This window comes from Natronorubrum daqingense, from assembly GCF_001971705.1.
Taxonomy (GTDB): Archaea; Halobacteriota; Halobacteria; order Halobacteriales; family Natrialbaceae; genus Natronorubrum; species Natronorubrum daqingense.
This window is the reverse complement of record NZ_CP019329.1, coordinates 147,955-174,671: the sequence shown is the minus strand read 5'-3', so window position 1 is coordinate 174,671 and position 26,717 is coordinate 147,955. Positions and strand designations below refer to the sequence as shown.

37 protein-coding genes are annotated in these 26,717 nt (G+C 57.1%); 29 read left to right on the top strand and 8 right to left on the bottom strand.

Annotation, left to right across the window (positions count from 1 at the left end):
- Window positions 1–6 precede the first annotated feature (6 nt).
- The 5 genes from BB347_RS18355 to BB347_RS19475 all read right to left on the bottom strand — a co-directional run bounded on the left by BB347_RS18355 (window position 7) and on the right by BB347_RS19475 (window position 3,010).
- Window positions 7–609: a hypothetical protein gene (locus BB347_RS18355; RefSeq protein WP_139327074.1), complete on the bottom strand. Its 603-nt coding sequence runs from the start codon at window positions 607–609 to the stop codon at window positions 7–9.
- On the bottom strand, window positions 602–1,138 hold the full coding sequence (locus BB347_RS18350) for a nucleoside triphosphate pyrophosphohydrolase family protein (RefSeq protein WP_076584130.1): 537 nt from the start codon (window positions 1,136–1,138) through the stop codon (window positions 602–604). The genes BB347_RS18355 and BB347_RS18350 overlap by 8 nt, the downstream gene beginning before the upstream one ends.
- Window positions 1,138–1,524, bottom strand: a complete 387-nt coding sequence (locus BB347_RS18345) for a hypothetical protein (RefSeq protein WP_076584129.1) — start codon at window positions 1,522–1,524, stop codon at window positions 1,138–1,140. Before BB347_RS18345 ends, BB347_RS18350 begins: the two co-directional genes overlap by 1 nt.
- Before the next feature lie 393 nt (window positions 1,525–1,917).
- Window positions 1,918–2,346: a hypothetical protein gene (locus BB347_RS18340; protein WP_076584127.1), complete on the bottom strand. Its 429-nt coding sequence runs from the start codon at window positions 2,344–2,346 to the stop codon at window positions 1,918–1,920.
- Between the two features lie 523 nt (window positions 2,347–2,869).
- The gene (locus BB347_RS19475; protein WP_168170979.1) at window positions 2,870–3,010 is read right to left on the bottom strand and encodes a hypothetical protein; all 141 of its coding nucleotides are present in this window, start codon (window positions 3,008–3,010) and stop codon (window positions 2,870–2,872) included.
- 56 nt (window positions 3,011–3,066) lie between these two features.
- Here BB347_RS19475 and BB347_RS18330 point away from each other — a divergent pair, with 56 nt between their 5' ends.
- The 14 genes from BB347_RS18330 (at window position 3,067) to BB347_RS18265 (ending at window position 11,648) form a co-directional block, all read left to right on the top strand.
- Window positions 3,067–4,347 (top strand): RNA-guided endonuclease InsQ/TnpB family protein, encoded by a 1,281-nt coding sequence (locus BB347_RS18330; RefSeq protein WP_076584124.1) that lies wholly within the window; start codon window positions 3,067–3,069, stop codon window positions 4,345–4,347.
- Window positions 4,348–4,515: 168 nt separating this feature from the next.
- On the top strand, window positions 4,516–4,842 hold the full coding sequence (locus BB347_RS18325; protein WP_139327073.1) for a hypothetical protein: 327 nt from the start codon (window positions 4,516–4,518) through the stop codon (window positions 4,840–4,842).
- Window positions 4,842–5,591, top strand: a complete 750-nt coding sequence (locus tag BB347_RS19960) for a ribbon-helix-helix domain-containing protein (RefSeq protein ID WP_076584121.1) — start codon at window positions 4,842–4,844, stop codon at window positions 5,589–5,591. Before BB347_RS18325 ends, BB347_RS19960 begins: the two co-directional genes overlap by 1 nt.
- Window positions 5,584–6,105 (top strand): hypothetical protein, encoded by a 522-nt coding sequence (locus tag BB347_RS18315; protein WP_139327072.1) that lies wholly within the window; start codon window positions 5,584–5,586, stop codon window positions 6,103–6,105. Before BB347_RS19960 ends, BB347_RS18315 begins: the two co-directional genes overlap by 8 nt.
- Complete coding sequence (locus BB347_RS18310) at window positions 6,098–6,472, top strand: hypothetical protein (RefSeq protein WP_076584119.1); 375 nt, start codon at window positions 6,098–6,100, stop codon at window positions 6,470–6,472. Before BB347_RS18315 ends, BB347_RS18310 begins: the two co-directional genes overlap by 8 nt.
- Entirely contained in the window at window positions 6,465–6,851 is a 387-nt protein-coding gene (locus tag BB347_RS18305; RefSeq protein ID WP_076584117.1) for a helix-turn-helix domain-containing protein, read from the top strand. The genes BB347_RS18310 and BB347_RS18305 overlap by 8 nt, the downstream gene beginning before the upstream one ends.
- Window positions 6,841–7,728 (top strand): hypothetical protein, encoded by an 888-nt coding sequence (locus BB347_RS18300; protein ID WP_076584115.1) that lies wholly within the window; start codon window positions 6,841–6,843, stop codon window positions 7,726–7,728. Before BB347_RS18305 ends, BB347_RS18300 begins: the two co-directional genes overlap by 11 nt.
- Before the next feature lie 7 nt (window positions 7,729–7,735).
- Window positions 7,736–7,921, top strand: a complete 186-nt coding sequence (locus tag BB347_RS18295; RefSeq protein ID WP_139327071.1) for a hypothetical protein — start codon at window positions 7,736–7,738, stop codon at window positions 7,919–7,921.
- On the top strand, window positions 7,918–8,424 hold the full coding sequence (locus tag BB347_RS18290; protein ID WP_076584112.1) for a hypothetical protein: 507 nt from the start codon (window positions 7,918–7,920) through the stop codon (window positions 8,422–8,424). The genes BB347_RS18295 and BB347_RS18290 overlap by 4 nt, the downstream gene beginning before the upstream one ends.
- Window positions 8,414–8,803 (top strand): hypothetical protein, encoded by a 390-nt coding sequence (locus tag BB347_RS18285; RefSeq protein ID WP_076584110.1) that lies wholly within the window; start codon window positions 8,414–8,416, stop codon window positions 8,801–8,803. Before BB347_RS18290 ends, BB347_RS18285 begins: the two co-directional genes overlap by 11 nt.
- On the top strand, window positions 8,796–9,143 hold the full coding sequence (locus BB347_RS18280) for an HTH domain-containing protein (protein WP_076584108.1): 348 nt from the start codon (window positions 8,796–8,798) through the stop codon (window positions 9,141–9,143). The genes BB347_RS18285 and BB347_RS18280 overlap by 8 nt, the downstream gene beginning before the upstream one ends.
- Window positions 9,133–9,579 (top strand): hypothetical protein, encoded by a 447-nt coding sequence (locus BB347_RS18275; protein ID WP_076584106.1) that lies wholly within the window; start codon window positions 9,133–9,135, stop codon window positions 9,577–9,579. The genes BB347_RS18280 and BB347_RS18275 overlap by 11 nt, the downstream gene beginning before the upstream one ends.
- A complete protein-coding gene (locus tag BB347_RS18270) occupies window positions 9,576–9,998 on the top strand; it encodes a DUF5658 family protein (protein ID WP_076584104.1) in 423 nt (140 codons plus the stop codon). Before BB347_RS18275 ends, BB347_RS18270 begins: the two co-directional genes overlap by 4 nt.
- A gap of 279 nt (window positions 9,999–10,277) precedes the next feature.
- A complete protein-coding gene (locus BB347_RS18265; RefSeq protein WP_083687823.1) occupies window positions 10,278–11,648 on the top strand; it encodes a cytosine permease in 1,371 nt (456 codons plus the stop codon).
- A gap of 711 nt (window positions 11,649–12,359) precedes the next feature.
- Here the strand turns inward: BB347_RS18265 and atzF are convergent.
- The gene (gene atzF / locus BB347_RS18260) at window positions 12,360–13,739 is read right to left on the bottom strand and encodes an allophanate hydrolase (RefSeq protein WP_076584100.1); all 1,380 of its coding nucleotides are present in this window, start codon (window positions 13,737–13,739) and stop codon (window positions 12,360–12,362) included.
- The gene (locus BB347_RS18255; protein WP_236996022.1) at window positions 13,740–14,603 is read right to left on the bottom strand and encodes a cysteine hydrolase family protein; all 864 of its coding nucleotides are present in this window, start codon (window positions 14,601–14,603) and stop codon (window positions 13,740–13,742) included.
- A gap of 677 nt (window positions 14,604–15,280) precedes the next feature.
- Here BB347_RS18255 and BB347_RS18245 point away from each other — a divergent pair.
- Both BB347_RS18245 and BB347_RS18240 read left to right on the top strand, forming a co-directional pair.
- Window positions 15,281–15,934, top strand: coding sequence for a hypothetical protein (locus BB347_RS18245; RefSeq protein ID WP_076584096.1), 654 nt, complete (start codon window positions 15,281–15,283; stop codon window positions 15,932–15,934).
- Between the two features lie 131 nt (window positions 15,935–16,065).
- Window positions 16,066–16,416, top strand: a complete 351-nt coding sequence (locus BB347_RS18240) for a hypothetical protein (protein WP_139327069.1) — start codon at window positions 16,066–16,068, stop codon at window positions 16,414–16,416.
- A 122-nt stretch (window positions 16,417–16,538) separates the two neighbouring features.
- On the opposite strand, the gene BB347_RS19850 is transcribed toward BB347_RS18240, so the two are convergent.
- Window positions 16,539–16,769 carry a winged helix-turn-helix transcriptional regulator gene (locus tag BB347_RS19850; protein ID WP_076584179.1) on the bottom strand — a complete coding sequence of 77 codons (231 nt, stop codon included), beginning with the start codon at window positions 16,767–16,769 and terminating at the stop codon, window positions 16,539–16,541.
- Between the two features lie 84 nt (window positions 16,770–16,853).
- Between BB347_RS19850 and BB347_RS18230 the strand changes: the two genes are divergently transcribed.
- The 13 genes from BB347_RS18230 (at window position 16,854) to BB347_RS18170 (ending at window position 26,673) form a co-directional block, all read left to right on the top strand.
- A complete protein-coding gene (locus tag BB347_RS18230; RefSeq protein ID WP_076584093.1) occupies window positions 16,854–18,275 on the top strand; it encodes a transposase in 1,422 nt (473 codons plus the stop codon).
- A gap of 33 nt (window positions 18,276–18,308) precedes the next feature.
- On the top strand, window positions 18,309–18,533 hold the full coding sequence (locus BB347_RS18225; RefSeq protein WP_076584092.1) for a hypothetical protein: 225 nt from the start codon (window positions 18,309–18,311) through the stop codon (window positions 18,531–18,533).
- A 563-nt stretch (window positions 18,534–19,096) separates the two neighbouring features.
- Window positions 19,097–19,945, top strand: coding sequence for a ParA family protein (locus BB347_RS18220; protein WP_076584090.1), 849 nt, complete (start codon window positions 19,097–19,099; stop codon window positions 19,943–19,945).
- Window positions 19,942–20,364: a hypothetical protein gene (locus tag BB347_RS18215; protein ID WP_076584089.1), complete on the top strand. Its 423-nt coding sequence runs from the start codon at window positions 19,942–19,944 to the stop codon at window positions 20,362–20,364. The genes BB347_RS18220 and BB347_RS18215 overlap by 4 nt, the downstream gene beginning before the upstream one ends.
- A 373-nt stretch (window positions 20,365–20,737) precedes the next feature.
- Window positions 20,738–21,157, top strand: a complete 420-nt coding sequence (locus tag BB347_RS18210) for a type IV pilin (RefSeq protein ID WP_076584087.1) — start codon at window positions 20,738–20,740, stop codon at window positions 21,155–21,157.
- Window positions 21,157–21,537: a hypothetical protein gene (locus BB347_RS18205; protein ID WP_076584085.1), complete on the top strand. Its 381-nt coding sequence runs from the start codon at window positions 21,157–21,159 to the stop codon at window positions 21,535–21,537. The genes BB347_RS18210 and BB347_RS18205 overlap by 1 nt, the downstream gene beginning before the upstream one ends.
- A gap of 102 nt (window positions 21,538–21,639) precedes the next feature.
- Window positions 21,640–22,068, top strand: coding sequence for a hypothetical protein (locus tag BB347_RS18200; protein WP_076584083.1), 429 nt, complete (start codon window positions 21,640–21,642; stop codon window positions 22,066–22,068).
- On the top strand, window positions 22,065–22,415 hold the full coding sequence (locus BB347_RS18195) for a hypothetical protein (RefSeq protein WP_076584082.1): 351 nt from the start codon (window positions 22,065–22,067) through the stop codon (window positions 22,413–22,415). Before BB347_RS18200 ends, BB347_RS18195 begins: the two co-directional genes overlap by 4 nt.
- A 2-nt stretch (window positions 22,416–22,417) precedes the next feature.
- Entirely contained in the window at window positions 22,418–23,140 is a 723-nt protein-coding gene (locus tag BB347_RS18190; protein WP_076584080.1) for a hypothetical protein, read from the top strand.
- A complete protein-coding gene (locus tag BB347_RS18185; RefSeq protein WP_139327068.1) occupies window positions 23,137–23,799 on the top strand; it encodes a hypothetical protein in 663 nt (220 codons plus the stop codon). The genes BB347_RS18190 and BB347_RS18185 overlap by 4 nt, the downstream gene beginning before the upstream one ends.
- A complete protein-coding gene (locus tag BB347_RS18180) occupies window positions 23,796–24,479 on the top strand; it encodes a hypothetical protein (RefSeq protein WP_076584077.1) in 684 nt (227 codons plus the stop codon). The genes BB347_RS18185 and BB347_RS18180 overlap by 4 nt, the downstream gene beginning before the upstream one ends.
- Entirely contained in the window at window positions 24,476–25,720 is a 1,245-nt protein-coding gene (locus tag BB347_RS18175; RefSeq protein WP_083687821.1) for a DNA cytosine methyltransferase, read from the top strand. Before BB347_RS18180 ends, BB347_RS18175 begins: the two co-directional genes overlap by 4 nt.
- Window positions 25,717–26,673, top strand: a complete 957-nt coding sequence (locus BB347_RS18170) for a hypothetical protein (protein WP_076584075.1) — start codon at window positions 25,717–25,719, stop codon at window positions 26,671–26,673. The genes BB347_RS18175 and BB347_RS18170 overlap by 4 nt, the downstream gene beginning before the upstream one ends.
- Window positions 26,674–26,717: the final 44 nt, after the last annotated feature.

Genomic DNA, 26,717 nt, shown 5'->3' with positions numbered 1-26,717 from the left:
TCGTCGCTACTCATTCCGATCAGCCTCCGTGTGTAGTGAGCGGTTCTTTCTAAGTGATCCATCGGTTAACAAATCGTTCTTGACGATCTTCGCACCCGCTAACTTCCCCCTCGTGTACTCAATATTCTCCGCGCCAGCGTCTGCCTCACGCTTTTTCTCCAATTCACTCTCTAACCGCTCGATAATGTACTGAGCATCCTCACGCAGTTCTTGGCGCTCAGTTCCGCTCGAGGATGTGCCACCGTCGGCCCGAATCTCGCAATCATCGTCACGGTCAGTGTCCGAAAGGACTGTGCGATCTACGAACGTCCCGAACTGCTTACCGACGCAATTGTAGCCCCATCTGGATTCGGCAGCCTGTTTGCAGTTCTGACAGCCCCCTTCTGTGATCGATTCAGCTGAATCTCGCTTCAGGAATGTTAGACCACAGAGCGTCTCGACCTCCATTCCGTACTCAACAGGATACTCAGACTCAGGGACGTGTTCGGTCCCAGTTGGTCCGATTGCCGTGCTGATTATCGCCAGTTCTCGGTACAGATTTCCGTTGACAAACGTCGGTCGCTCGTCTTCTGGAGGTGCTACTGTTCGTTCAGTATCGTCGCTACTCATCGCGATCACGCTCCACGCGCCGCTTCAACCGTTCCAGTTTGTCCTGTTCGGCCATCTCGACCTGTTCCGGGTTGTACATGAGCTTTAGCTGGTCCAGACAGAGTTGCACATCTGCGATCTCTTCGACGGTCGCAGAGTAGCTCTCGCGGCCTCGCTGTCGGCGCGCGAGTTCCGTGGTCAGTTCGCTCAATTCTTCGATGGCGATCTGGATCTGGAGGTCTTCTCCCCAAACTTCGACTGCCCCACGAAGCACCTCCTTCCGCCCAGTACCGCTCGAGGACGTGCCGCCGTCGGCTCGAATCTCGAGATCGTCGTCACTGTCAGTGTCCGCTTCGAGTGAGCATTCGAGCGTACAGTATGGCCCGTCGTTGAATCCGAACAGTTCGCTAACGGGCACGGATTCACCATCCCCGAGACCTTCGAGGCCTTCTGGTTTCACGTCACCCTGTCCGTAGAATCCGTCGCCTTCGATTTCGGAACCACAGCCAATACAGCGCTCAGTTCCACTCGAAGCGTTTCCCGTCGACATCACGCGAACACCCCCTTCGGCCCTTCGTTCCAACCGTTCTCCTCGGGCAACAGCTCGTACGCAGCAAAACCGAGCCCGACCGTATCCTCGAGTTCGACGCGCTCGAGATCGGCGTCGATTTCAGTCCCGATATGCCGGCGAATCGCCTGCTCGGCACGCTCGCGATGGCGGTAGAAACACCGTACACCGCCGTCGTGATCGGGGTGCTCAATATGTACTGCGACTCGATCGTTCGAGGCTGGCGTCTCGTCAACGCGGACGTACACAACTGACTCCTCGAGCCTGCGACCGGTGTTCGTCGGTCGGCCATCCGACCGCTGGTGTGGATTCGATTCGTCGAGTACGCCGTGGGTGGCGTCTTCCAAGGGGTGTGTGCTGTTGAACATGTGTTTTTGTTTTGGGTTGAGTTTTCCAACTGCCGGTGCTCACGCGGACGGACTCGTTGTCCTACGAGTTTCACCTGCGATGCAGAACATCTCAGAGAATTCACCGGAACCGAACCGATATCGGCGTCCGTTGGGGTACTCGAGGACGATCGAGTGCCCGTTCGCTCGAACGACTCGAGCGGTGTGCTCTGGACTGCCGCGTTCGTGAACGTGCTGGCCTGCTGGTGCAACTGGATCTGGTCGTCTACCGCCTTGCATGTGCATAGTGGTCACCTGAGCGCTGTTTCCAGCGTCTACAATACACTCTATTCTCCAGTGACTTATAATTTACTATTGAAAAAGCATGTTATTGGAAGCGAACGGGCGACAGACTGAGAGTCAAAAGGTCCGGAATCAGCGGGTCTGGATTTGGTCTGTGATCGGATCGTCCGACTCGAGATTCTGTGTCAGTTGGTCGACCGCCGAAACGGGCAATTCGGACCAGCCACGCTTCATATCAACGAAATCCTTCCAGTTTTCGAGGTTCTTATTAGGGTAGTGCTCGAGACAGACGGTCTGGATCACCGGCCCCTCGACGCGGAACCAGAACAGCCCAGCACCGTCGGGAAGGAATCGCTCGCGGTCTTGCTCAGTCACGAAGATCGTCATCGTTCGACTGTCCATATGGTGGTACGCCCCCTCGGAATCTTGGCCGATGTAGCCGTACCAGGAGCCCGAAAGCTCGAGAGCGATATCACCGTTCTTGGCCTCGGAATTGGCTATTTTCTCGCGCTCTACGGAGGTCGGCGTCGTGGTCACATCGGCGTCGGTTTCCCGTGCCATACTACACCATTCGTCTATAGGGACTTAGCTATTACTATTATTTAAGCATATGATTGGATGGGGATCAACGTGTTGAGCAGTATAGATATCACGATCTCTTTATTCAGAGAGGTATCCAAAACCGACTCGGACGATTCGGTAACTTCGTGTGTGAATACAGCAAAGGCAGATTTAATTATCTCTCAAAATACAAATGATCTATGAACGCTATGGCCGGGATCCTATTATTTATTGTTGGCTTCGTAGGCTTCCTCTGGCCCGAGAAAACACTCCGTTTTTGGTTTCTCGGGATGCTCAAAGACGATTCTTTGCTCGGTACTGGGCGGATTTTCTTTCGAGGGTTGGGTGCATTATGTATGATTATCGGCATCGTCATTGCGGTAAGTGGATAGCCTGTACTAAGCACGATTTCCATGTTTAACCCTGGACAAGGGAACCGTGTAGCCAACTACCTAAAACAGCGAGAGAGTCCCGCCGTTCACGGCGGGCGTGAATCGCGCCACTCGGCTACGCGGACCACCGGTTACTCCCCGGTCGGAGTCTCCAAGTCGTCGGCGGCGTGGATCAACATCCCGCGCCACGTCAGTCCGTGTTCGTTTTTCACGCGCTTCAGTCGCTCGTACTGTTCTTCATCCGGCACTTCGATGTGGATGTTCGTACCCATGGTGTCTATGATTATCCATAGATTTATGTATGTTCCGACTGTAGCAGTAGGTAGCGATGAAGCGCACCAACGAGTTCGAAGTAGTTCCCCAGTCCGACGAGGACGAGGAGTTACTTCGACGACTGTTGGACGCTTCAGCCGCACTCTGGAACGAGATAAATTATCAACGCCGGTCCAACTTCGAGAACCCGGACGGCGACGTGTGGGAGATCGACGAGTACCGCGGTCGGTACGGCGGGACGCTCGGCGCGTCAACCGTTCAGCAGATCGAACGCAAGAACCGCGAAGCGTGGCGCTCGTTCTCCGCACTCCGAGAGAAGGGCGAAGCCAACGGCAAGCCCGGCTTCTGGGGCAACCAAGACGAGGGCCGCGAACTGCGGACATATATCCGCAACACGTCGTACTCCGTCGAATGGGGCGAACACTCCCGGCTCGAGATACTCGTCGGGCAAGACCTGAAAGAGGAGTACGGTCTTGGATATCGAGAACGACTCCGGCTCGAGGTTCGCGGCAATCCGAACTGGAAAGAGTACGACAAGCAGGGCCGGTTGGAACTGTATTACGACGATGTGAGCGAGACATTCAGGGCCTTTCAGCCAGTCACAATCGACAATTCTCGACTGGCACAACCACTGGCGGACGAAACCGCCGCTCTGGATATCGGCGCGAACAACATCGTCGCCTGTACGGTTTCAACCGGCGAGCAGTACCTGTACGAAGGCCGCGACCTGTTCGAACGCTTCCGCGAGACCACGCAACGAATTGCGGAACTCCAGTCGAAGCTCGAGGATGGCCGGTACAGTTCGAAGCGCATCGACTCACTGTACCGTCGCCGAACGCGGCGGCGCGACCACGCGATGGACGCGCTTTGCCGAGACCTGATCGAACGGCTGCACGACAAGGGTGTTTCGACGGTGTACGTCGGCGACTTAACCGACGTGCTCGAGACACACTGGTCGGTTCGGACGAACGCCAAGCTGCACAACTTCTGGACGTTCCGGCGGTTCGTCGGACGCCTCGCCGATACCGCCGAGGAGTTCGGTATCACGGTCGAAGTTCGGACAGAGGCGTGGACCTCGCAGACGTGTCCGAACTGCGGTTCGACCGAGGACACGACCCGGCACCAAGATACGCTCACGTGTACCTGCGGCTTCGAAGGCCACGCGGATCTCGCCGCGAGCGAGACGTTCCTGAGACGGCACGAAACGGTATCACGGCCGATGGCACGGCCCGTGTGCCTCAAGTGGGACGACCATTCATGGTCGGCGTCATCACGCGCTCCCTGTCCCAACGAGGAGCACACGAACCCGCAAGTTGCCTCCGTGGACTCGGCGTAGCCGAGACTCCCAGCGAGAGGAAACCCCGGCGTTCACGCCGGGGAGGATGTCATTGCTACCGGTCAGACAATCGCAACACATACCTTGGCCGTCCGAGAGGTTAAGTGCTGAACAGTCATCGATTCAGACACGATTCCGGACCAAACCGCCCGGAATTGCGGAGCGATGATGAAGCACAACACCCCTTCAAAAGACCGTTCAGTAGCAACGCCACCGGATTCCGGCGCTGAGAATCTCGAACACAACCAGCCACCGTCACTCGACGATCTCGAGTCCGATGAGCTAATCGTTTGTCGTAACCCGCGTGTTGCGTCCTTGCAGTGGTTCTACGAACTCGACGAAGACGGAACCGTCCTCACGTACCACTCACTCAACGAGTACGACGTACAGACGGGAACGAAGCGATACCAGGCCGATCGCTCAATTGCCAGTGACGGCGTCGAGACAGCAATCGTCTCTCGAGACGCGTTCGAGGCCATTCGGGGTGACGCCTAATGGAGCGCGTCACCCATCGAATGCCCGAACGACTCGTCAACGGCATCGAGTCACTCGTCGACGCCGGCCACTACCCGAATCGGAGTGAGGCGCTTCGCGACGGCGCACGGACGCTGTTGAACGAGCACGATCAACTCACACTCGAGGGTAACCAAGAAGCCAGCACGGACAACCCCGTTCGAACGGACGGGAATGGACTCGCGGTTGATCCAGAATCAGAACGCGAACGGCGCACGGACCGTCGCGAGCAGTACGGGACGCTCAACCCCTCCGGTCGGTTGTTGACCAGTAGCGAACTCCGGGCCGAACTGCCGATGGTTCTGGCTCGATCGAACGCCGACGGTGCCCGGATAACGAGCGCTCACGGCGGCGAGGAGACAGTCACACTCGAGTTGACCTACCACGTTGACGGTCGACTCGGTGTTTTCGGCGCTGGAAAGGCCGACCCCGAGGAGATTCGCGTGGTCCAAATCGGAAACGTCCACGTTGCACTCCAGGCCGGCGATACCGTTCGAGACCTGTTTCGCAAGGCCGGAGTTCCAACGTATGTAGACTCGATCGAGGAAGCTCTCGAGAGCTATGCAGTGGTCCCCGCGGACGTGGTTGAGGGGCCGCTAAAACCATCTCCAGAGGACGTTCTCGAGTATGATTTGGCGTCGGTCGGTGACGGTGATGCGCTGGATATGCACCTCGTGTCGGATCTGGACCAGCCCGTCTACACGCCGTGTGCAGGTGATGGCGATGAGTGATGCCGGTCACATTGGGGATACTGGCTGTAAGATGGTTCGAGTCTTCGAAGATATGGGCGTCTCGAGCCGCCCTGCGGAAAAGCTCGCGGAAAAATTTGAGACAGAGTCCCACCTTGTTGACTACATCGTCAACGATGGGAAGCTGACCGATTTCTCTGGTGTCGGTGATCGATCGGCAAGCCACGTCCGAACGTGGTTTGTCACTGAATATCCCGAAAAGGAACGAGAGCGAAAGCAGCATTCCGAATCCTACTGCACTGAGTTTACAACCGATCACGGGATTCCAGAGGATGAGAAAAAGGAGCCATCCGAACCTTACTGGGCGTGGATCTGTCCACGTTGTTCGAACAAGAATCCGATGTACGGGCACCCAAACGGATTCAAGAACCGTCCATATGCTTGTACAACGTGTCGCTGGGTTTCTGCCCTGGATGCTGAGTCGATCGACGAGTGGCTCGAGAACTGCACACTACAGCCGAAAAACGACCACCAGGAGGACGGTCACGATGAGTGACGCCACTACGGGCTCGAGCACACCACGCGAATTCAAGATCCAAAACGCACAGTTGGTTGGCCGCGAGTACCGCGTCACACTGGCGTATCTCGTCGAGTACGATATTACCGTCACAGCCGGCCTGGAAGACCATCAGGCCGTCGAGGAAGCAGACCTGCGACGATTTGCAGGCGATATCGACCCGACGGAACGCGACCTCATCCATAACGACGTCGAGGTGCTTCGGGACATCTTTGAGGACGACGTTGACGCACACGAGGTCGCGGAGTGGATCGACGCACCGAGTGCACCCAGTGACGACACCTATTGGGATGACACGAGGCACTTCGACGGCAGCGCCGATACGGAGGCCGGTCACGATGCCTGAAGGCCAGTTCAAGCCCGGTACACCGCGAGTTACCGAGGAGAGTCGAAAGTCGAATTCAGAGACCAATCGCAACCATAACCACAATCCCGATCACGACTGTGACCGGGCTCGCGAACGCGTTCTCGACGATCTCCCACCGAGTGCCAAACTCGTCTACAAAGTCCTCGAGTACGAAGGCGAGCAGTCACTCCAACAACTAGCGGCCGAAAGCCGGCTTCCAAAACGAACGATTCGGTATGCAATCGCCGAACACCTCAAGGAAACCGGCGTCGTCGACGACCGCTCGAGTCTCGAGGATGCACGACGCTCGCTGTTCTTCCTCACGGACCCCGAATCAGACACGGCACCGAAAACGGAGGGATCAGAGCATGTCGCGTAACGAGCGGTACACTACGACGGTCGACGGCTCGGAACAGTTCGAATCGGTTGACCAGGATCAAATCGAAGTGCACTGGCAACACCCACGGACGGAACTCGAATTGCCGTTGCTCCTCGTCTGGCCCAGCCCGGTCGTCGACGAGTGGGCGGCCGTTGTCGAAAACGGCGTCGCGACGGTCGTCTGCCACGAGTGGCTGGTTGAAATCGAGATCGGCGGCGACACGAACGTCGACGGCGACAGAGAGACAGAAATCCAGAAACGCGCCGAAGAATGGGGCGAAGACGAGGCAATCCCCGGCTACGTTGCCGAGGCGCTCCTCGAGTACGATAGCGAGTACGGACCCGTGCACACGGTCGCGAACCCATACACGCTCGAGTCTGATGACAGCGAACCCGAATCCTCGAGAGACGAAGGCGACGAACAGACGGCGCTCACCGACGGTGGACAGACAGTCGACGACAGTAACTCGAGTTACGAGACTGCCGAGGCGTTCGTCGACGGGACCGATCTGATCCCCCATCCGATGACGGGCGCGGTGCCGATCTACGAGGGGCACCCACCCGATACGCACCTTCCGGCGTGGCGCTGTCACGACTGTGGTAAATCGAGTCCGACCATTCTCGAGTTCTGGCGGGCTGATCGGAACCGCGACCGACTGGCTCGAGAGCGCAGCGAGTACGAGTACGGAACCGACGAGTGGGACGCTTTCACCGAGGGGCTCCACCACTACCGAGATCAGCTCGATCGGCTATACTCGGCGCTTCCGGCGAACATCTCGTCGTGGGTCTCGAGCGAAGTTCTCAGTCGCAGTGGCCGGTTTTTCGAACCTTATGCCGGTGAGAACGCACCGGACATGGACGGTGATCGAGGTGTCTGAACGCTCGGTGCCGACCCCAGAGGAAGACGAAATTGCGGGAACACTCGAAGAAGTCGCCTCGAGCGGAACGGCACAATGCCGCCTCTGTGATCACACGGTCGAAGGCGACAGCTTCGGAGACATATTCGAACAACTGGCCGAACATGGCGAACGGGCACACAATTGGGACGACCAGACGGGGTGGTCCGAATGACCGATCGAGGCCGCGACCAGAACTCGAGCGACCACCCGAGCGGTCTGGACGATCCCCAGGAGACCGCGGCCCGCGTCCAGCGCCGAGTCGCGGCGGTCAACACAACGGCCAGCCGTGCAGTCGACGAATCGATCAACCTCACGGATACGCAGTACCCGTCCTCGAGTCTGTCAAACACGCAGTCGGAACTCTGTAAGCTCATGGGACAGACGCGAGAGGCCCTCTCCCAAACCGAACGGGCGATTACGGCGACCGATTCGGAGTACGGCGAACCGACGCCACGACAGATCACGGACGAACACGCCGACCGATTACGGGAGACGTACGACGGGCCACTCCAGAATCTCGCGTTGATGTTACTGGGGTTCAACCGGCGGAAGTGGCTCTACGAACAACCGGAGACCCGCGGTGCCGAAGAGGTCGAACGCCACGGACTCACTTCGAACCAACGAGAGTGGCTGAACGATCTACAGGACGCATGGAGGGCGTACGATGGCGAGTAGTGACTCACACGGGGCGACACGTCACGTCGAGCAGTCCACGCTTCCGGAGTGGCGGGCCTACGAAATTGCCGGCGAGACGATCGTCGCTCACAACGTTCCCGAAGGATTGGTGGTCTGCTATCGAGTCGTCGGGGCGACCCGAAACGCGCGTGCACTCGCGTCCTCGAGCGTCGACGCTGTTCTCTACGATGGAACTCTCGTCGAACCGTTCTACGACGATTCGACGGGTGCCATCCGACTGCAGCATACGTACGCTGGCATCCGAGGGAGACTCACCCCCGCGGAGTGGCTCGAGGAGTCGGTTGTGAAACTCCAACGGTGTGAGCGAGTCTCGCTCTCGGATCACTTCGGTTCGATGGGCGGTGGTCACGATGTCTAAGCTGGCCACGCCGGCTGTCGAGGAGCGAGAGTCTGCCACCGATTGTCGTGGTAGTCAGTCAGCACTCGAGGAGATGTACCCCGCATCGAAACTCGTCTATCTCGTCCTCGATCGAGAGGGCCCACTCACGACGAAGGAACTGGCGACAGAGACACACCTGACGCGGAGGACGGTCAATCAGCACACGAAATACCTGCGACAAGCGGACTATGTGAATAGTCGGCCCAAACTCCTGAACCCGAACGAAAACGTGCACGCCCTCGCCGATCGACGTGACGGGACGTCTACCGAACTTGGCACCGAACTCAACACAGTTGGCGGTGATCACGATGGTCAGTGATCGATATCGGCCGGACGATACGCTTCGTTCGCTCGTCATCGGCCTCGAGAAAGGCGAGGAGATCGTCGTCACGGCACGCGACAAACGCCGCGTGCTTACGGTCTCAGAGACAGCCCGACACGTCTGTTCACAGTACCAGACGCCGGGTTACTATCTTCCACTCGCTGGGTACGGAACGAACTACACTGTCTGCGTGCCGGACTCAGGGCCGAACGTCGTTCGATTACGATACCCATCGAACCCGGGCCTTGGTGAGCCCGACGAAGCTATCGAGCGCGAGGATGAGTCTCGAGAAAACGAGTGCGGAAACGAATCAGAGACAGAGGCCAGGACGGACGTGTTCTCGCGGTCGGACACGCGAAACGCGGCCGTGATTATCTCAGATACGACTGCTGCGGATCTCTACAACGCCGGCCCGGACGGTGATTTTCGATGAGTGTCCGGGACGGGTCCCGTACCCGGCTCACGTGGCCGGCGATCGGCACCGATCGAGAGACACCACTCCTCGAGACGGCCGTCGCCCGCGCGGTTATCGCGACGCTCGCGTGGGCGTTCCTGGTCCTCGCAGCGTTCGCCGACGTGTTCACAACCGTCTACGGTCTCGGGATAGGCGCACACGAGACGAACCCTGTCGGTCGGATGCTATTCTTCGATCACGGGATCGCTGCAGCCGCGGCGTTCAAACTCGCCGTGATCGGCCTCGTCGCAGGTGCCTCGGTCGCTATCTATGGACTCGAGCGTCGGTATCTGAGTGGGCCACCCGTCTGGTGGTTGTATTATCCAGCGCTCGTCGCGACGATCTGGATGGGGGCAGCCGCCTGGAACGCACTGTTGCTCGCTGGGGTGGTTCGATGACGGTCGTCGTCGACGATCTCGCCAAGCGAAACCCGAGTGCCTATCTGACTTGTTCGTCCTCCATAGCTAGCAACGACAATTGAGAGTTATCTGGAAAGTTTCCACGTATCTTATCCCAATTATCTATTTCCATCACTAAATGTATAAATTCGTACTTTACTTATCGAATTGTTCTTCAAATGTTGAATCCTAATAGGCATACTTACTGTGCTAACTCCCTGGGAACTTTCTTAGGATTTGGTGCCCAAGCGTTAAGTGAATTTGCGATACCAACCAAGTATGTCAAGTTATAACGGGTTTGTGGGAGAGATGATGCACAAAATCCGCGAATTTTTCAAGCACGATCCAGATCAAGACGAGTGGGCGGAACGACGTGTGCCAGATTCTGAACGACTAGGTGTCTGGGAACCAGCGACCGTCTGGATTGGATTCGCTATCGCTTTTTCGATCGCATTCATCGGGAGTCAAATTTACTTCGGCCTCGGAATGCCTGAGGCGTTGTACGCAATCGTACTCGGGAACGTCTTTCTTGCGATTTATTCATCGTTAATCGCTGTCGCTTCGGTAGACGGTGGCTTGAATTTTCCACTTCAAATGAAAGAAGCGTTCGGGAAGAAGGGAGCACTACTCCCAATCGCTGTAGTCGGACTCCTTGTCAACGGATGGTACGCTTTTCAAGCATGGTTAGCGGCTGACGTTGTTCGCGCTGCGTGGGATCCAAGCTGGTATATCCTTGTCATCGGAGTCGTGATCCTCTTCGGACTTCCATCGCTTATTGGCGTCGGCGCGATGTCGGATGTTGTTGAGAAGTTAGTCATTCCGATCATGCTGATGTTCGCCGCATACATATTATTCGTTCAGGTGATCCCTGCGGGAACGAGTATTCTTAGTCAACCGGCTCCTGGTGAATCGATTCCGTTCTTCGTCGGTGTTGGTCTCACTTGGGGAACCTTCGCGGTGAGTGGAACAGCAACGGGGGATATCGTGCGATTCGCTGAAGATTCGAAGCAAGCTGTCCTTGCGACGATAATCGCTTTCCTCATCTGTAACACGAGTATGATGGTTCTCGGTGCGCTCAGTGCCGCGGCGCTCAATAGTCTAGATCCGTACTTCGGAATGATCGGACTACTTGGATCCATTCCCGTCGTCGCAGTTGCCGTTGTGAGCCTCTGGTCAACCTGTGACGCGTGTCATTACAACGCAACGATGAGTTACACGAACCTCTCATCGATTATCTCATGGCGCATTGCCGGCGTACTCGGAATTCTCGGAGCACTGGTTACGGCAACAACAGAGGTCATCTCCAATCTTGAGAACTGGCTCAACCTGATTAGTATCCTCGTACCGCCGATCGGCGGTATCATCATCGCTGATTACTTCCTGCTTCGTCGTGGCTTCGGCTACGCTGAAACCCGCGTCTCAAACTACAACTGGGCGGCAATCGCTTCGTTCGCCGCTGCCGTCGGCGTTAACTACTACGCCTACGTCAATCACCCACAGGTTCTGCCAGGGTTGGCCGGATTACTCTTCTGTCTCGTTGTCTATCCGATTATCGTGAAAGTCGGCGTGAACGTCCTTGGAAGGGCTCAGATGGGTTCGACGTTCGAACCACACAACAGCGTCACCAAGACCGGGCCGGCAGACGACTGACGGTTACGCCCCTTTACAACGGTCCGGCTGGGTGAATCACCACACGGTTTGATTTACCTAGCTCACAGCACGCTAGATGTTGTAGACAGCACACATTAGCACGATTTCACGGAATTCTCGATATCCAGGATTACACACGCACGACGTCGCCGGCGTACGCTTGATCAGTAGAGCGAGCACCCCCTGTCTGCAGTCACGTTGCGAGTGGACAGAGAGAACAGCGGCGTTGGCCGCTGCACGGACTCTTCAGGGGGAGAGATGGGTCAAGTAGAGATGACCGAGGAACACGGCGTGACACCAATCGGCTGTGTCGAAATGGAACTCAACCCTGGAAGAAGAGGGTATTGAGGGTAAAATCACCAACGAGGAGGGGAGTCAAGGACTTATTTCAGAACTTGATGAGCACGGCAGAGAGCAACTCAACGAGTTGCTCGACAGGGTGCACAGACTCACGGTTGGGAAACTGATCTCTGGACATCCTACTTCGTTTAGCAGACGATCCAATTCCTCCTCACTCAGATGACAAACGAGTGCACCCCGCCGGTCTCCTCCCATTACCCGCCTGTCTCAGTCCATACCCATAACTTTCGACACTCATTAAGCGCGGAATCCCGATGCGGAAAAAGGTACGTGTAAACGTAGAGTGAGCAGTAGTTTCACGATGTTAGATATCTAAAGGAGAGAGTTTCGACAGGGAAATGACAGACTGTCTTAGTTCGATGAGGATGAGATCGGTTTCGTTGTCGATCGGGTTGGTCTGGTGGCCTCACTCTCGATTGCTGCACCAATTGATGCGATTCGAGCATCCTCGAACGCTTCGCCGATGATCGTTACACCGAACGATGGTCCGGCGTCGAACGAATGAGTTGGAACTGCAACGGCCGAAAGATCAAGGAGATTCACGAAATTCGTATAATAACCGAGGTTCGAATTCAGTTCGATCGGATTCGACTGAACGGCTTCGATCATGTACGTGGTCCCTGTCGTCGGAACAACCAGTGCATCGATTTTAGCTAAGACCTGTTCGGCCTCTCGTCGAAGCGTCTTGAGCTGATCGAACGCTTCGAAAGTGTCGACGGCAGAGTACTCTTTTCCACCACGGATAATGTCGGCAACGGTCGTGTTCACTTCATCGGGATGAGTCTCAATGAACTCACCGACAGCTGATAACCTGTCTGCGACCCACGGACCACCGTAGAGCAGTTCAGCAGTCTTCCGGAAGGGCGTGAAGTCGACGGTCGTTGGTTCTCCGAATTGTGCTGCAATCTCGTCGATCGTATCATCGAATAGTTGTGCGGCCTCGTTGTCGCCGAAAAACTCCAGTTCATCCGCGGCTGGAACACCGATCGTGATATCAGAGAGGCAAGTCTTCGATAGTTCAAGGTCATCAGCCAAGCGACGTGAATACGGATCATCAGGGTCAAATCTGGCGGCAACGTCTTCGACACGAAGCGCGTCGTCAGTCGTCTGGGCGAAGATAGACACGCAATCCAGGTCAGCGCAGGCCGGGACGACACCACGAGTGCTGAGCGCTCCGCGTGTCGGTTTTAACCCGACAAGTCCATTGAACGCTGCGGGAACACGTCCTGAACCGGCAGTGTCGGTGCCGAGTGCAAACGCGACGTGCTCTCGTGCCACCGCTACGGCAGAGCCACTGGAAGACCCACCGGAAATATACGCTTCGTTGTGTACGTTTCGGCACTCTCCATACGGGCTTCTGGTTCCGACAAGTCCTGTGGCGAACTGATCCATGTTTGTCTTCCCGATCAGAATCGCACCGGCATCGATGAGTCGATCAACAACGGCTGCATGATCCTCAGGTTCATACGCGTAAGCCGGACAGCCGGCAGTCGTCGGGAGACCATTGTAATCGATATTATCTTTGACAGCGAATGGGATCCCGTAAAGAGGGTTCTCTGTGAGGTCAGCGTCGTCGAGTTCAGTTGCCTCTGCTAAGACATTGGCTTGATCACGAGTTGCGATCCACGCGTTCGTGCCGTCCGTTTCAATTCGATCAAACACGTCTCGGACAACCCCTTCAGGTGTTCGTTCACCAGCCTGGTAGGCGTTGAGCAGTTCTTTCACCTCCATCTATGCGACACCTTCTTCAACAGCCTTGATAAATCGCTCAGAGTCCGACACCCAGCCGAAGACACCGCCCTGCATTTTTATTTGCTTAATTGCAGCCTCACGGTTTCCGTTGTCTGTCGCGCCTGTGGCGTCTTTCAACAGTAGACACCAGTAACCACGATCGTTTGCTTCCCGCATAATTGTATGTACACAAACGTCGGTCGTGATTCCAGAAATCACGAGATGGGTCGTACCAAGCCGTTCAAGCACCAGCCCAATGTTCGTGTTCGCGAACGCTCCCTTGGTCGGTTTATCGATAACAGGTTCACTGGGCTCAGGAGCGAGTTTATCGATAATATCCCAGTTTTCGTGTCCACGCGTCAGAAGCGGTCCGATCCCACCGGCTGGTGTTTCACCAATACCGTCTCCGTCTCCAGCCATCTTGCTTCGAAGCAGTTTATTGAAAGGAGCATCAGAGAGATCTTGCTTGTGACCCTCTCGCGTATGAATTACATCGATATCCGTTTGTCGAACTGTTTCGAGAACGTTCCAGATCGGTTGAACGGCTCGCTGCGTCTGTGAAAGATCGTAACCCATTGCATCGACATAACCGTCCTCACCGCAGAAATCCTGTTGCATGTCGATGGAGAGAAACGCAGTGCGACCAGAGTCAAACTCCACCATCGCAGTTTCGCCGAAGTCAGGACAGTCCTCGACCTCAACTCGGAACAAATTCCCCTTTGGAGAACCGTATAGCCATTCGGGGTACTCGATTACTCCTGTTTCTTTGTACTTTTTATATGCTTCCTCGACTTTTTTGAGATAGTTATTCCTTGCACTTTCTTTCCCTAATTCCTCACTCTTCCCAATAGAGTTTTGTTTCATTGTCCTATATTAGGGGTGTGGAGAGAATTTGTTTAAACTTGTGTCTAATCAATGGGGGAGTGTCAAAACAATTTATATTGATATGCGGTCGGATATTATCGGTATAATTCTGATATCTAAAACATGGGTGAAGAGAGTCATCCATATAGACACGATGGTGTGCATTTTCAAAGAAAACCGACCGGTCACCGGTCGGTTATCGATCTGGGGCTTTGACGGTCTCGAAGCCAAGGGCGACAACCGCCCGTAGCACGAGTTCAGTGTGCCAGTGGGTCGGAACGCGAGAGCGCACTATCGAGTCGTCGAGAATATCGAACGTCGCGACGAGATTTGCGTGCGATTTGCGCCGTTCAATCAACAATACCGATCGCTCCGAGTTGTGATACGCTCGGATTTCGGTTTCTTCGGGCTCACCCGTCAATGCGTTCGCGACTGTGCCCCTAGTTTTCGACACCAATTCACCGTCTACGGGTATTGCGTCCATTAGTCGTGGTCACCTCGAGTCGGGTTTCCCCGACTCACTCGAATACACGAGTGTGACCACCATAAATATTACTATTGTATTCGCATTTTCCTATGTGGCCCATATACGTAGCCCGTAATCTCTCGAGTTCGTGGTATGGTAGTATATGCTCACTCAATAGTAATAATTAAGTGGGTGCCGTTCGTTCGTACGCATGCGGGCGCGTGAAAGCGACAGCCTGCAGGTGACCACGACGATGGAATACCACTACGACTACCCGAATCACTTGGACGAACCGACGCCGATCGACTCGAGCGGTCGCGAACTGCCAGACCCACCGGCCTATGACTTCCCGTATGAACCCGGTGACGCCGGCTACGAAGCCGCTCGCACGTCGGGGTATTACGGCCCGATGTACGCCGGCAAGTACGCCTGGAGCAACGTTCGGTGTACTGCTGAGGCCTTCGGCGAATACGACCGTGAGGCTCGAGCAGGCCACCGCCGGAAAACGATCAACGGCAAGCCCCGCCGGTCGCTCAAGTTCCACACGACGTGGATGGACCGGCCCGAAGCCGTGGCGTGCGTTCGCGAAATCGGCAGCTACAATCGATTCACCGACGACCGTGTCGTCGATGTCCTCGAGTCGTGTCCCGAGAACACACGCTACGTCGTTGGCCGTGAGAGTTCGCCCGTCCTCTATCTGTGGACGGACAAGCCCGTCGACGTGATGAACACGCTGACGATTGCGTTGCCAGACGAACTCGACGCTCACCCCGGTGCCGACAGGTACCCGACGCTGTTCGTGGGTGAACCGCTGCAGGGACTCAAGAACGACGGCGATACTCTCATTCGAGCCTGGTGGGACTGAAAAACGAATAGAACGACCGACGTCCATTTTTTCGGAGTGGCAACGCCGTCCCGATCGGCGTCTCGAGTCTCAAATATCGAATATGCAAATACAATAGTAATAGTTAAGTACCAGCCAGCGAATGGTGTAGTATGCGCCGGGAAACCGGCGCGGTGACCACGACTATGCACGAAACTGAATCCCAGACGGAACTGACCCACGCCGCCGACGCGACGATCGTCGAGACGGCAATGGCACTGAAATGCGAACTCCTCCGGCGGACGTGTGGGCCGGCACAGATCGAAGCCGACACGTACCGCACAGAGACGATCGATTACGACCTCAAGGCCGCAATCCATGGCTGGCAAGCGTGGTCCGACGAGACGGCCACACAGTTCGTCGAGGACTGTCTCGAGGCTGCCTGTAGCGACCTCGAGAACAACTGGTTCCAGGCGCTCGAGGCCATCGGCCACTCGGCTACCGTCAGCGAGGCCCACCGATGACCGATCGGGACGATCTCGAGATTGACATGTAGCGAGCGGAAGCCCATCCCCTTCAGGGGTGGGTGCAAGCGATAGGCACAGAGAACCAGTCCACAGGCGACACTCTAGCTGTGATTCCCACGTTACGATTCTTCTGTCGGCCACCAGACGACAGCGCGACTACCAACTTTCCACCGCTCGACTCGCCCCTCTTCTTCCAACTCCTGTAACCGCCGGAGTACAGACTGTTTCGATACGTCCAGCATTTCAGCCAACAGTTTCCCAGTCGCTACTGGCTTTTCAACATCGTCAAACGCTGTCAACACGTCCTCACATGTCACATCTCTTGGTCGTCCGATTCCGTCTTTTGCCATATAGTACTGTATCCACCCCTCGAACAAAAACACCAGTATCCCACAGGGTTTATTATTCTGGAACACGAGTAACTAAATACGACGATGGCGGCCACAAACGAGGAAGAGAGAACGCGAACGAACACCTTCGCCCTCGCTCCGAAAGCGGAGTGGAAGAAGGTGTGCCTCATCGAGTTGCTTGACTCGGCAGCCGCCCTCGTCAACATCGTCACCTACCACCGCAGACAGACTTACTTCGACGACGACCAGACGCGAAGCGATGTGTGGAATGCCATCACGAAAACCGAGATACGAAACCGCTTCCGGCCAGTTCTCGGTCGAGCTATCACCGACAAGATGCTCGACAAGTGTGATGAGCAGTGGGATGCATTTTTCGAGCAACTTGACGACTACTACGACGGTGAACGCGAGGACAAACCCGGTGTGCCCGGCTACTGGAAAGACGACGGGAAGCGAGTCCTGAAAGCGTGCATTCGCAACGATGCCTACACTGTCGAGTGGGGCGAACACAGCCGGATCGAACTCGCGCTCGGCAGCGAGTTGAAAGAGAAGTACGGCATTCCACTCAACCAACGCATTCGCGTTCCGATCAAGGGCAATCCACAATACGACGGTCACGGTGGCCGCTTGGAGTTGGTGTACGACCGATCCACCGAATCATTCACGGCAAAGCAGCCAGTCACATTTCTCCACGACACAACACGAGCTACGGATTCCAGCGACGAGGGGTGCGTGGCAGCCGTGGATGTCGGTGCAAACAATTTCGTCGCCGTCACCACGACACAAGGCCACCAACGCGTGTTTCACGCCCGTCCGTTGTTCGACCGATTCAACCACTACACAGAACGAATTGCCGAGTTGCAGTCTCAACTCCCCGAAAATGCGGATAGCAGCCAACTGATAGAGAAACTTTACGACAAGCGCACGAGCCACCGCAATCACGCTCAAGACGCACTCGTTCGCCACCTTGCACGTCTGTTTTCAGAGTGGGGCGTAGAAGCAGTGTATGTCGGGAAGTTAGATGATGTGCGTGAGAAGCACTGGTCAGCGACGGTCAATGAGAAGACGGATCTGTTCTGGGCGCACGGTCGCTTCCGTCGCAGGATGCAGACCGTCCTAGAGGAGGAGTGTGGCGTCAGTGTCGAGGAAAAGTCAGAGGCAGGCACATCCAGTCAATGCCCTCGCTGCGATGAAGGGACGCACGTCTCGCGCAACGGCGACGTGTTCCAGTGTGGTGGATGTGGCTTTGAAGGTCACAGCGATGTGGTAGGGAGCGAGAATTTCCTGCAAAGCGTGGTGGATGGCGATGTTGATCTCACTGGAGAAAGGCCGATGGCACGGCCTGTGGACTCGGGTCAGAACGGGCCTGAGAGGGGACACCGCAAGGTGCCTCGCCTTGAGTGGAACGACCACTGCTGGCGACAGCGTGGTCATGCGACCAAAGAGGAGCCCACAAACCGGAGTACCCGCAAGGGGAATCTTGCCTCAGAGTCAGGCACGGCCTGAATCACCCACCGAGGAATCCCACGGCCTTCAGCCGTGGGAGGATGTCAAACTCGCGAGACCCACCACGACGAAGGCGTTTCCTTCGAGGTGACGATGCAACACGGCTCCTCGAGCGACCGAACGCGCGTGAAAGCAAAACTCAAATCGGAGACGCTCGAGGACTTCGCCGACGAGAAAGGCGAGTTCCTTGACGAAGTCCGCGAGGGTGCTGAGCAAGCGGTCAACGACCACGAAGACGTCTTCGACGGCAGCGAGTAACCCTCGCCTCTCGCCGGCTTTTCTGTTCGACAGATCGACCGCGCCCGCTTGCGGTTTCCGTTCGTGTATGCTGGAGACCGCTAGGTATTTTACACACCAGACTCTACGAGAGAGTGCCGCGTCTGCCGGTTGGCCGTCGATTAAGGTTTTACACCGTCGTGGTCACCGTCGCGCTTCGCGCGATTACACGATGACGCGCCGACCGTCACGGCGGCATTTCCAAGCATCTGAACTTCTGAGCGTGAGCTGTCGTAGTCCAAATAGAAACCATATCCAGATTCGTATCTCGGATTGGAGATGTGGATACAGTATCTGTATCCAGAATCCATATACAGTATCCAACCGCCCATCCAATGATTCCCCGAGAGAATTGAGCGAGTGGCCGCAATATCACGTATCTAGATCTAGCATACAGATTTCGTATCTAGATACCGTTTCTAGATTCTACGAGGATGGATACTGAATCTGCAGTCTTTGTCTGACTAACCTATATGTATCTGGTATCTGTATCCAGTATCTGTATATGGTAATCGGCTCGAGCAGACGGGCTACGGAGGGGTACCATGAGTGATAAAATACTGTCTGGGGCGTTCTACGTCCCAAAGGGTGGCATTGCGAAGACCACCAGTACGGGCCATATCGGTGTCTCAGCGCATGCCGATCATGGTCTCGAGACAGTACTCATCGATCTTGCAGGCACACAGAACGACCTCGCAACCCAATTCGGCCTCAAGGACGATGTTGCAGATCCAGATATCCCGATTTCGATTGTGTTTAGCGATAAATGGGAACTACTGCGAGACAACGCCGACGACATCGTCGATCGGATGGTGTATGAAACAGACGAAGGTGTTGACCTAATCCCAGCCGATGGCGGGCTAAGTGCGGAGGACAACAATTTAGCAAACGTCCCACTCGAAGATCGGTACGATCGACTCGAGACGTTCCTCCAAGAAGAGATTGCACCGCGCTACGATCTTGCACTCTTCGACCTTCCAGGGAAAGAAGATAATATCACAATCAACGGGCTCCATGCTGCAGAGAACGTCATTGCACCACTGAAACCCGGCGCGTTCGAACTCACGCAACTCGAGAATCTACAGGATGAACTCGAGGTGATTGCAGGGGATACCGATCACGATGCCGAACCCACGCTCCAGCTTGTGTTCGCAACGATGGTTGATCGGACGACGAACCTCTCGAGCGAGTTTGTCGACCAACTTGAGGCGGACTATCCCGAGATTTCAGGGCCGCCAGTAGCTGAATCCGCGAATATCAGTGATGGCCAGTCCAATGGACGAACGCTGTTGGCCTTCGACGATGATGAACTCTATAGCACAGGCAAGCGGGCGAGATCGGCGTATCGTGAACTGACTGATGAACTGCTTACCCGACTCGAGGACAACAAATGAGCGAGAATAGCAACGTGAGCGTCGACGAACTCGTTGAACAACACAAAGAAGAAACGAGCGAAGGCCGCTCTGGTGCGGAAGCCGCCGTCGAACAGGATACCCAAGACACACCTGAACTTGAAGCGGCTGTGGCAGACGCCTATCAGCAAATCGATGATGGGGAGCTATCCTCGAATCTTACCCTCCGGGACGAGAATCTTGCCGCACTATTCACTGGCCTTGAAAACTCACAACAGCTCGAAGCAGTTGAAAATGATGCTGCGTCAATTCTTGGTCGCGACGGTCGTTCAGATACCAATCGTGCTGCAGTGCTTCGAAAGCTGGTCCGAATTGGACTCTCGGAAGTCGATCAGTCACTAATTGAGTCTGGGAAAGAAGGTCGTCGACAGTTTCTCGAGTCCCAAACTGACGAGTTCTAATCCGCATTTTGTATCTGGATATTGTATCCAAAATCAGTATCCGAATACAGTATCCAAAACCAATGTTGTATTGGCAAGCGTGTCTGTGCCAGGGCGATAGGGTCGTAGCCAATAGACCCGGCCTCGAGTACCAGGATACAGAACACCAAATCAGATTGAGTGCGTGGATACTGTATCCAGATACAAGATACAGATTCCAAATACGCAAACCGAATACGGAAATGTGATCTGACTTAGCGAGTCTTTGAGAGGATCATTGGGATGAATATGAGTTCATATCCTGCCCACATAGATATGCATTTTCAATAGTAATAGCTAAGTCAGTCCAGCCTGAATGAGAGAGTGTGGCTGGGGAAACCGGGCCACGGTGACCATGACGGATACACACAGACAGACTCGAGAGACGAACCGGGCCGTGTCGCCGATTATCGGTGTCGTATTGCTCATCGGCATTACGATCGTCCTGAGTGCGGTCGTCGCCGTGTTCGCTCTCGAGGCGATTCAGGACCAACACGAACAGGACGCCCAACCGTGGGACGAGCAACCACCCGAAGCCACGTTCGATATCGATCGAATCGGTGACGACGCGCTCGTGACCTACACCGGGGGCGAGGAGATCGACGCGACCGAGATTGCGGTAGCGGGTGATCTGAACTCGAGTGCACAGTTCGACGGCGACACCGTCACGAACGGCGAGACGGTGATGAAACCAGTCACGGCGGACAACGCTACTGTCCGCGTCGTCTGGTCGACTGCGTACAGCGAGGAGACGCTCGCGGAGGCTGAAATCTGATGACCGACGTGAGTACTAGCGCCGATTCCGATACTGACCCTCACAGTAACTGTGAGACGTTCGAAGCCGGCGACATAGTTCGGGACAGTGCGTCCGTCCAGGGCAAGCGTGTGATCGTCCTCGAGCAGACCGCCTTTGCTGCGAACGACTATTTCTTGCTCGAGACGCAGAAGACGGTCGCTCAAAGTGGTGGGAACAAGCGCGAGTGGGCGACAGACCCAGTCGTCGAGGCCGTGTATGAAAGCGACGTCCGGCGTGTCTTCGGTGACGATTGGTTCACTGGCGACGTGTTGATGGCGTACGATGAAGCCCGATTGGACGACCAAATGACCCGGTATCGGTTTCCGAGCGGGCGACTCGAGGTGATCGTCGACCAATAGGGAACTGACCAGCCGCCAGCACACCACGTTTCCGGTGGCCTGCGCCGTATTATATGCTTTGTCAATAGTAATACTTATGTTGGTGGCGAATAGAGTGATGGTATGAACCGGGAAACCGGCCACAATGGTGATCACGACGGTGCGGATGCACAGTACAGCCAGGCGCTGACGGTTGATATCTTCCAGAGCTACCGCGGCAACCGTCGCGAAGAACAGCGAGCGGCCGACACCGAACAGCTTCGACACGACGTTCGATACAACGACCAGTCAACGCTCTCGTTTGCTGAGTTCAATCGGCTGTACGACCATGCCGGTTCCGACGAGATCCCGGCCAAACGAAACCCTGATCTCCTGCGTGTCGTCTCGGCGCTGTGGCCCCGCTGGAACCGCGGGAGTGGCAAAGAGAGTCCGGCCTTTATCGACGCCGAGACGCGGAGCCTCGAGATCGGCGACGTGGCGGCCGTCGGCGAGACACTGTATTTGATGACGCCGGGCGGTTGGAGCGAGATCGAACTCGAGGTGGACCCATGAACACGAACGCGCCCGTGATCGCCCTCGAGAGCGTTGATCGCTACGACCGCGTCGATGTTCCAGCGCTCGACCTGGAGTTGACGATCGTTGATTTGCTCGGGGAGTACTTCGGTCAGCCCGGTCTCGTCGGCGTGGACTCGGGCGACCAGGACCAACGCTACCTGATCGCCACGCGAGGGGATTCGGACCGCGATGGCCTGCGTATCGAGCACTGGAACGGGACGACCTATCGCGTCAAGCTACACGCACAGGCGCTCGAGGCGGGTAGTGGACCGACTGATGCTATCGTCCCCAAAGCGACGAGTGAGCGTGTCCGTGGTGGCCAGACAGTGCCACTGAGGGTATAGCGATGGTCCGAAAACCACCGCTTCCCGATGGGTACGAGCTTCCCGAGGCCGTGAACGGGTGGCTGTTCGACTCCGAAGACACGTCGAACGGGCACGTCTGGCGGTCGAGCGATTACGAGTGTTCGGTCGGCGTATTCGATAACCTCGGCTCAGTCTCGGTCCGTGTGACCGACGACCGCGTCTCCGGGTTCGCGTCGAACGTGGACCCCGAGCGCGTTGAGTACGATCGTGCCGACCGAGACGACGCGCTGTCCGGGGCGCTCGACGCTGCGCGGGCATGGATGGAACAAACCGATCCGGCGGCGTGGTCTCACCCCGACGTGTGCGAGGCCGTCTTCGACGCGCCCGCGGGCTACTCCCTCGAGACGTACTATCTCGAGAATCGGGAGACCATCGTGTACTACCGGCGTGACGACGCCGAGATGGGAATCGAGATTGATGTGCGTGGCAAGGGTCCCGAAGCGTTGACCCGCGAGACCGCTCCGTATCTGTACGTCCACCAGTGGAACGGAAGCGGGAACGCGACCGTCGCACTCGCGCCCTGGACCGAAGCGCACGGCCCGAAGACAAAACATCCTGATATCAAGCCCATCCTCGAGACGCCCGACGAATGCGGACTCGAGGTCGCGTTGACGATGGCCCGGCAGTTCGTTCGCGAGCACTTCGCCGACAGTGGGGAGATCGACGCGGCAGGGCAATCTGATATTGGACGGTGGTCGGCGTGACCAACGACCAGCAGTTCAATCTCGAGACGTTCGCAGCCGAACACGGCACGACGGACGACATTCGAGATGGTATTGAACTGAATCCGCCCGAAGACGGTCATCTCCGCCGCGTGAACGACATTCACGACTATTGGCGCGGTCTCGAGGCGAGGGCTGACGGCTACTACAACTCGCAGTCGATGGTTCCGCCGGGGTCGTTCACGGTCGTCCTCAACCCCAGTGAACCCCACGTTGAGTTTGGGTGGCCGAACGAGAGCAGGCTCAAGGCCGGCGTCTGGCTCTCCGGAAAGGACGGGATTGCATCGGTAAAGCCACCTGTGCCGGTCGCGATCGACGATGACCACCTCCGATTCGCTGCAGAGGCATGTCTGTTAGCAGCCAAGCAGATCGTTCCAAAGGAGGATGTCGTCGCAATCAGGACCAGCCAGCACGAAACGCTGTCGGTCGGCGTAACCAGCGAAGCGTACGACTACCAGGAGGAACTGTTCAACGGCGGTGGATTCGGTGGCATGCCGCCAAGAGAGGGTGCCGATACGCGCCACGGGTTCTTCCACATCCGGAAGATGGGGACTCCGTTCAACGTGTATACCCACGCAGAGGCTCCGCGGCTTGGGCTCGAGGAGCTTCGTGTCGATATTCCAGAGCGGTGGTCGGCATGAGGCTCTACTACACCGGTGCGTCGCCGAACAACCTCCGCAAAGCCCGCGAACACGCGCCCTCGCACTCGCACGGGTACGGCTGGACGCCCCAGAAAATGACACCTCACGACGGGCACTACTTTCTCGACAACGGTGCATTCGGCGGCCATTTCGACGGTGATGTCTGGGTCAGCACGCTCGAGGAAGCGTTGACCGAGATGCCCACCGAGCCCGATTTCATCGTGTTGCCCGATGTTCCTGGTGACGCCGAGGCGACGATCGAAAAGCATCGGGAGTGGCTCTACGACCGACCATTGCCCCTGCGCTCTGGGGAGACGATGCGGTATTGGGTCCTCCAGCCCGGCGTCCCGATCGGCGAGCAGTTCGACGCACTCGAAGGCTGTCAAGGCGTGTTCGTCGGCGGGTCCAAACGATGGCTTCGCGCTCACGGTGACCAGATCGTCGCCGAAGCCCGCGAGCGTGATCTTCGAGCGCACGTCGGCAACCCTGGTGGCGTTGATGGACTCGTGTGGGCGTACGAGACTGGCTTCAATAGCTGTGACACGACGACGATCTTCCAGAACGGGTATTGGCACTATCTCGATCGACTCGAGGACGCCACCGAGGAGACGGATTCGCCAGATCCACAGCCCGGCGAGTCGGGGTGCAAGCAAGCGACTGTCTCGGAGTGGTCCGTATGAGCCCTCAGTGGACCGGTCCCGACGACGCCCCCAGCGCGGTCGATCTCTACGCCGGCTGTGGCGGGATGACGTTTGGGCTCTTCCTCGCGGGCTTTCACGTCCGCGCTGCGTGGGAGATTCGCGCCCCCGAACGCTACACGTATCACGTCCAGCACTGCCAAGGGAACGATCTCGCACAGTACGGCGATGCGACCAACGTTGATCCATCGAAGGTTCCCGACGACCTGTCGGTGCTCGCCGGTGGCCCCTCCTGTCAAGGCTGGAGTGCGGCCGGTGGAACGGTTGACCCCGACGACCCGCGGAACGAACACGCCTTTTCGATGGTTCGGTGGGCCGATGCCTGCGAGCCACAGCTCGTACTCGTCGAGAACGTCGTTGGGATGACCGAGCTTCACGGCCCACTGCATTCCGCACTCGTCGACGAACTCGAGGAGGCTGGACCAGGGTACGAAGTTCGAACGCTCGAGTTGAACGCTGCCGACTATGGCGTCCCCCAGCGTCGAAAGCGCGTGTTCATCGTCGGCGTTCGCGACGGGCTGCCGACACCCGGTACGTGGACACCGCCTGCGACCCATCGTGATGGGCAGCGCCAACTCCTCGAGTTCTCCAATGGACGGACGCTCACGGGATACACGACGGCGCGGGAGGCCTTCGACAACGGCGGTGACGGGCCGTTGCCCCGACCGCTCGAATCCCAGTCGCCCGCGGACGATCCTGTTCATGCGACGATCGACGACCTGGTCGCCTACCGTGACGATCCCACCGATCGTCACCGTGTCGACCCACATTCGGTCAGTGAGTTCATCGAACGTGATGGCGCGGAGGTGTGGATGCCGCCGAATCACGTCGAAATCGATCACGACCGCGAGACTCGAGCGGGAATGGCCGAGTGGCCCCTCGGGTTCTGTGGCTCGTCGACGACCGATCGGCGGCTACATCCCGACGAGCCCGCCCCCACGATGACCGTTTCCCAGGGCACGCCCCCTGTGCATTTTTCTGGCCGGTCACCGGCAGATCCCCACGGCTCGATCGACGCCGTCCGACGGCTGACCGTTCGCGAGGTCGCCCGGTTACAGACCTTCCCGGATTCGTATGCCTTCGCCGGCACCAAGACAGAGCAGTATCGACAGGCCGGCAACGCCGTCCCGCCGCTGGTGGCTGCGACGGTCGCCACACATCTCCGAGAGCAGGTGCTCGAGGCTTCCAGTGTGACCGATGAACAACGCGAGGTCCCTGCATGAACGCCGTTCGTCGGCCCGACTACCTCCGCGAGACGCCGATGATCGATCGGAACGCAGTTCCCCAAGAGTGGACGTCGAAGTGGCGACTGCAGGTCGTCGATCTGTTTTCGGGGCGCGGCGGCGTCGGCCTCGCACTCGATGAATGGCTCGAGGCCCGGATGTTCGCCGGCTTCGATATCGAGGACTACAGCCAGACGTATCCCGGCCGGTTCGCACAACAGGACCTCCTCTGTGATGACGGTCGGGCGTCGCTCGAGGAGCTAGCCGAGGCCGTCGAGATGCCGACCGGCCCAAGCCATGAATCGATGCTGGTCGACCGCGGTCGCGTTGATCGTCCCGACGCGCTGCCGGCACTACGCGGGTTGACCGCTGACGTGGTCTGGGTGTCGTTTCCCTGCACAGCGTACTCGTCACTCAGTGCGACCCACTACGGGTCCAAAGAGGCCGCACTCGAAGCAAATCCGCGGATTACCGACGAGTTCCGAGAGTTCCTCCTCGAGATCGCCCCGCACTACATCATCGAAAATGTAAGGGGTGCAACCCGCGTCGGTGATCTCGAGGCCAACTGTCGAGTGAACGGGCTCGCCTTCGGGAAGGATTACGACCTCGAGCGCCACTTCGAGACGACCTTCGACGTGCCAGATGCCTACGTGTCGGGGGACGCTTCGGTGACGGTCGATACGCGAAACGATCAATCCATCCGCGAGCTTGCTAACGCGAAAGGCGTTCCTGCCGAGTGGGGGAAACAGGCCGTCCGAAGTGCGATTCCGCTCGAGTACGTCTGGTGGGTGTTGGGCCACTGTCCGGCACTGGACATTCCGATCCCGGAACGTCAACAGTGGACCTTCGATGACGTGACCGGGACGGTCGGTCAGTACCAGATGTTCCCCGATGGCCGCTGTGGTGGCCACCTGTGTTCCGGGCCGTGCGATGGCGAGCACACCGTTTTCTAAGTTCTGATGAGTTTGGCCTCGCTTAGGTTTTTTATACGGCAGTG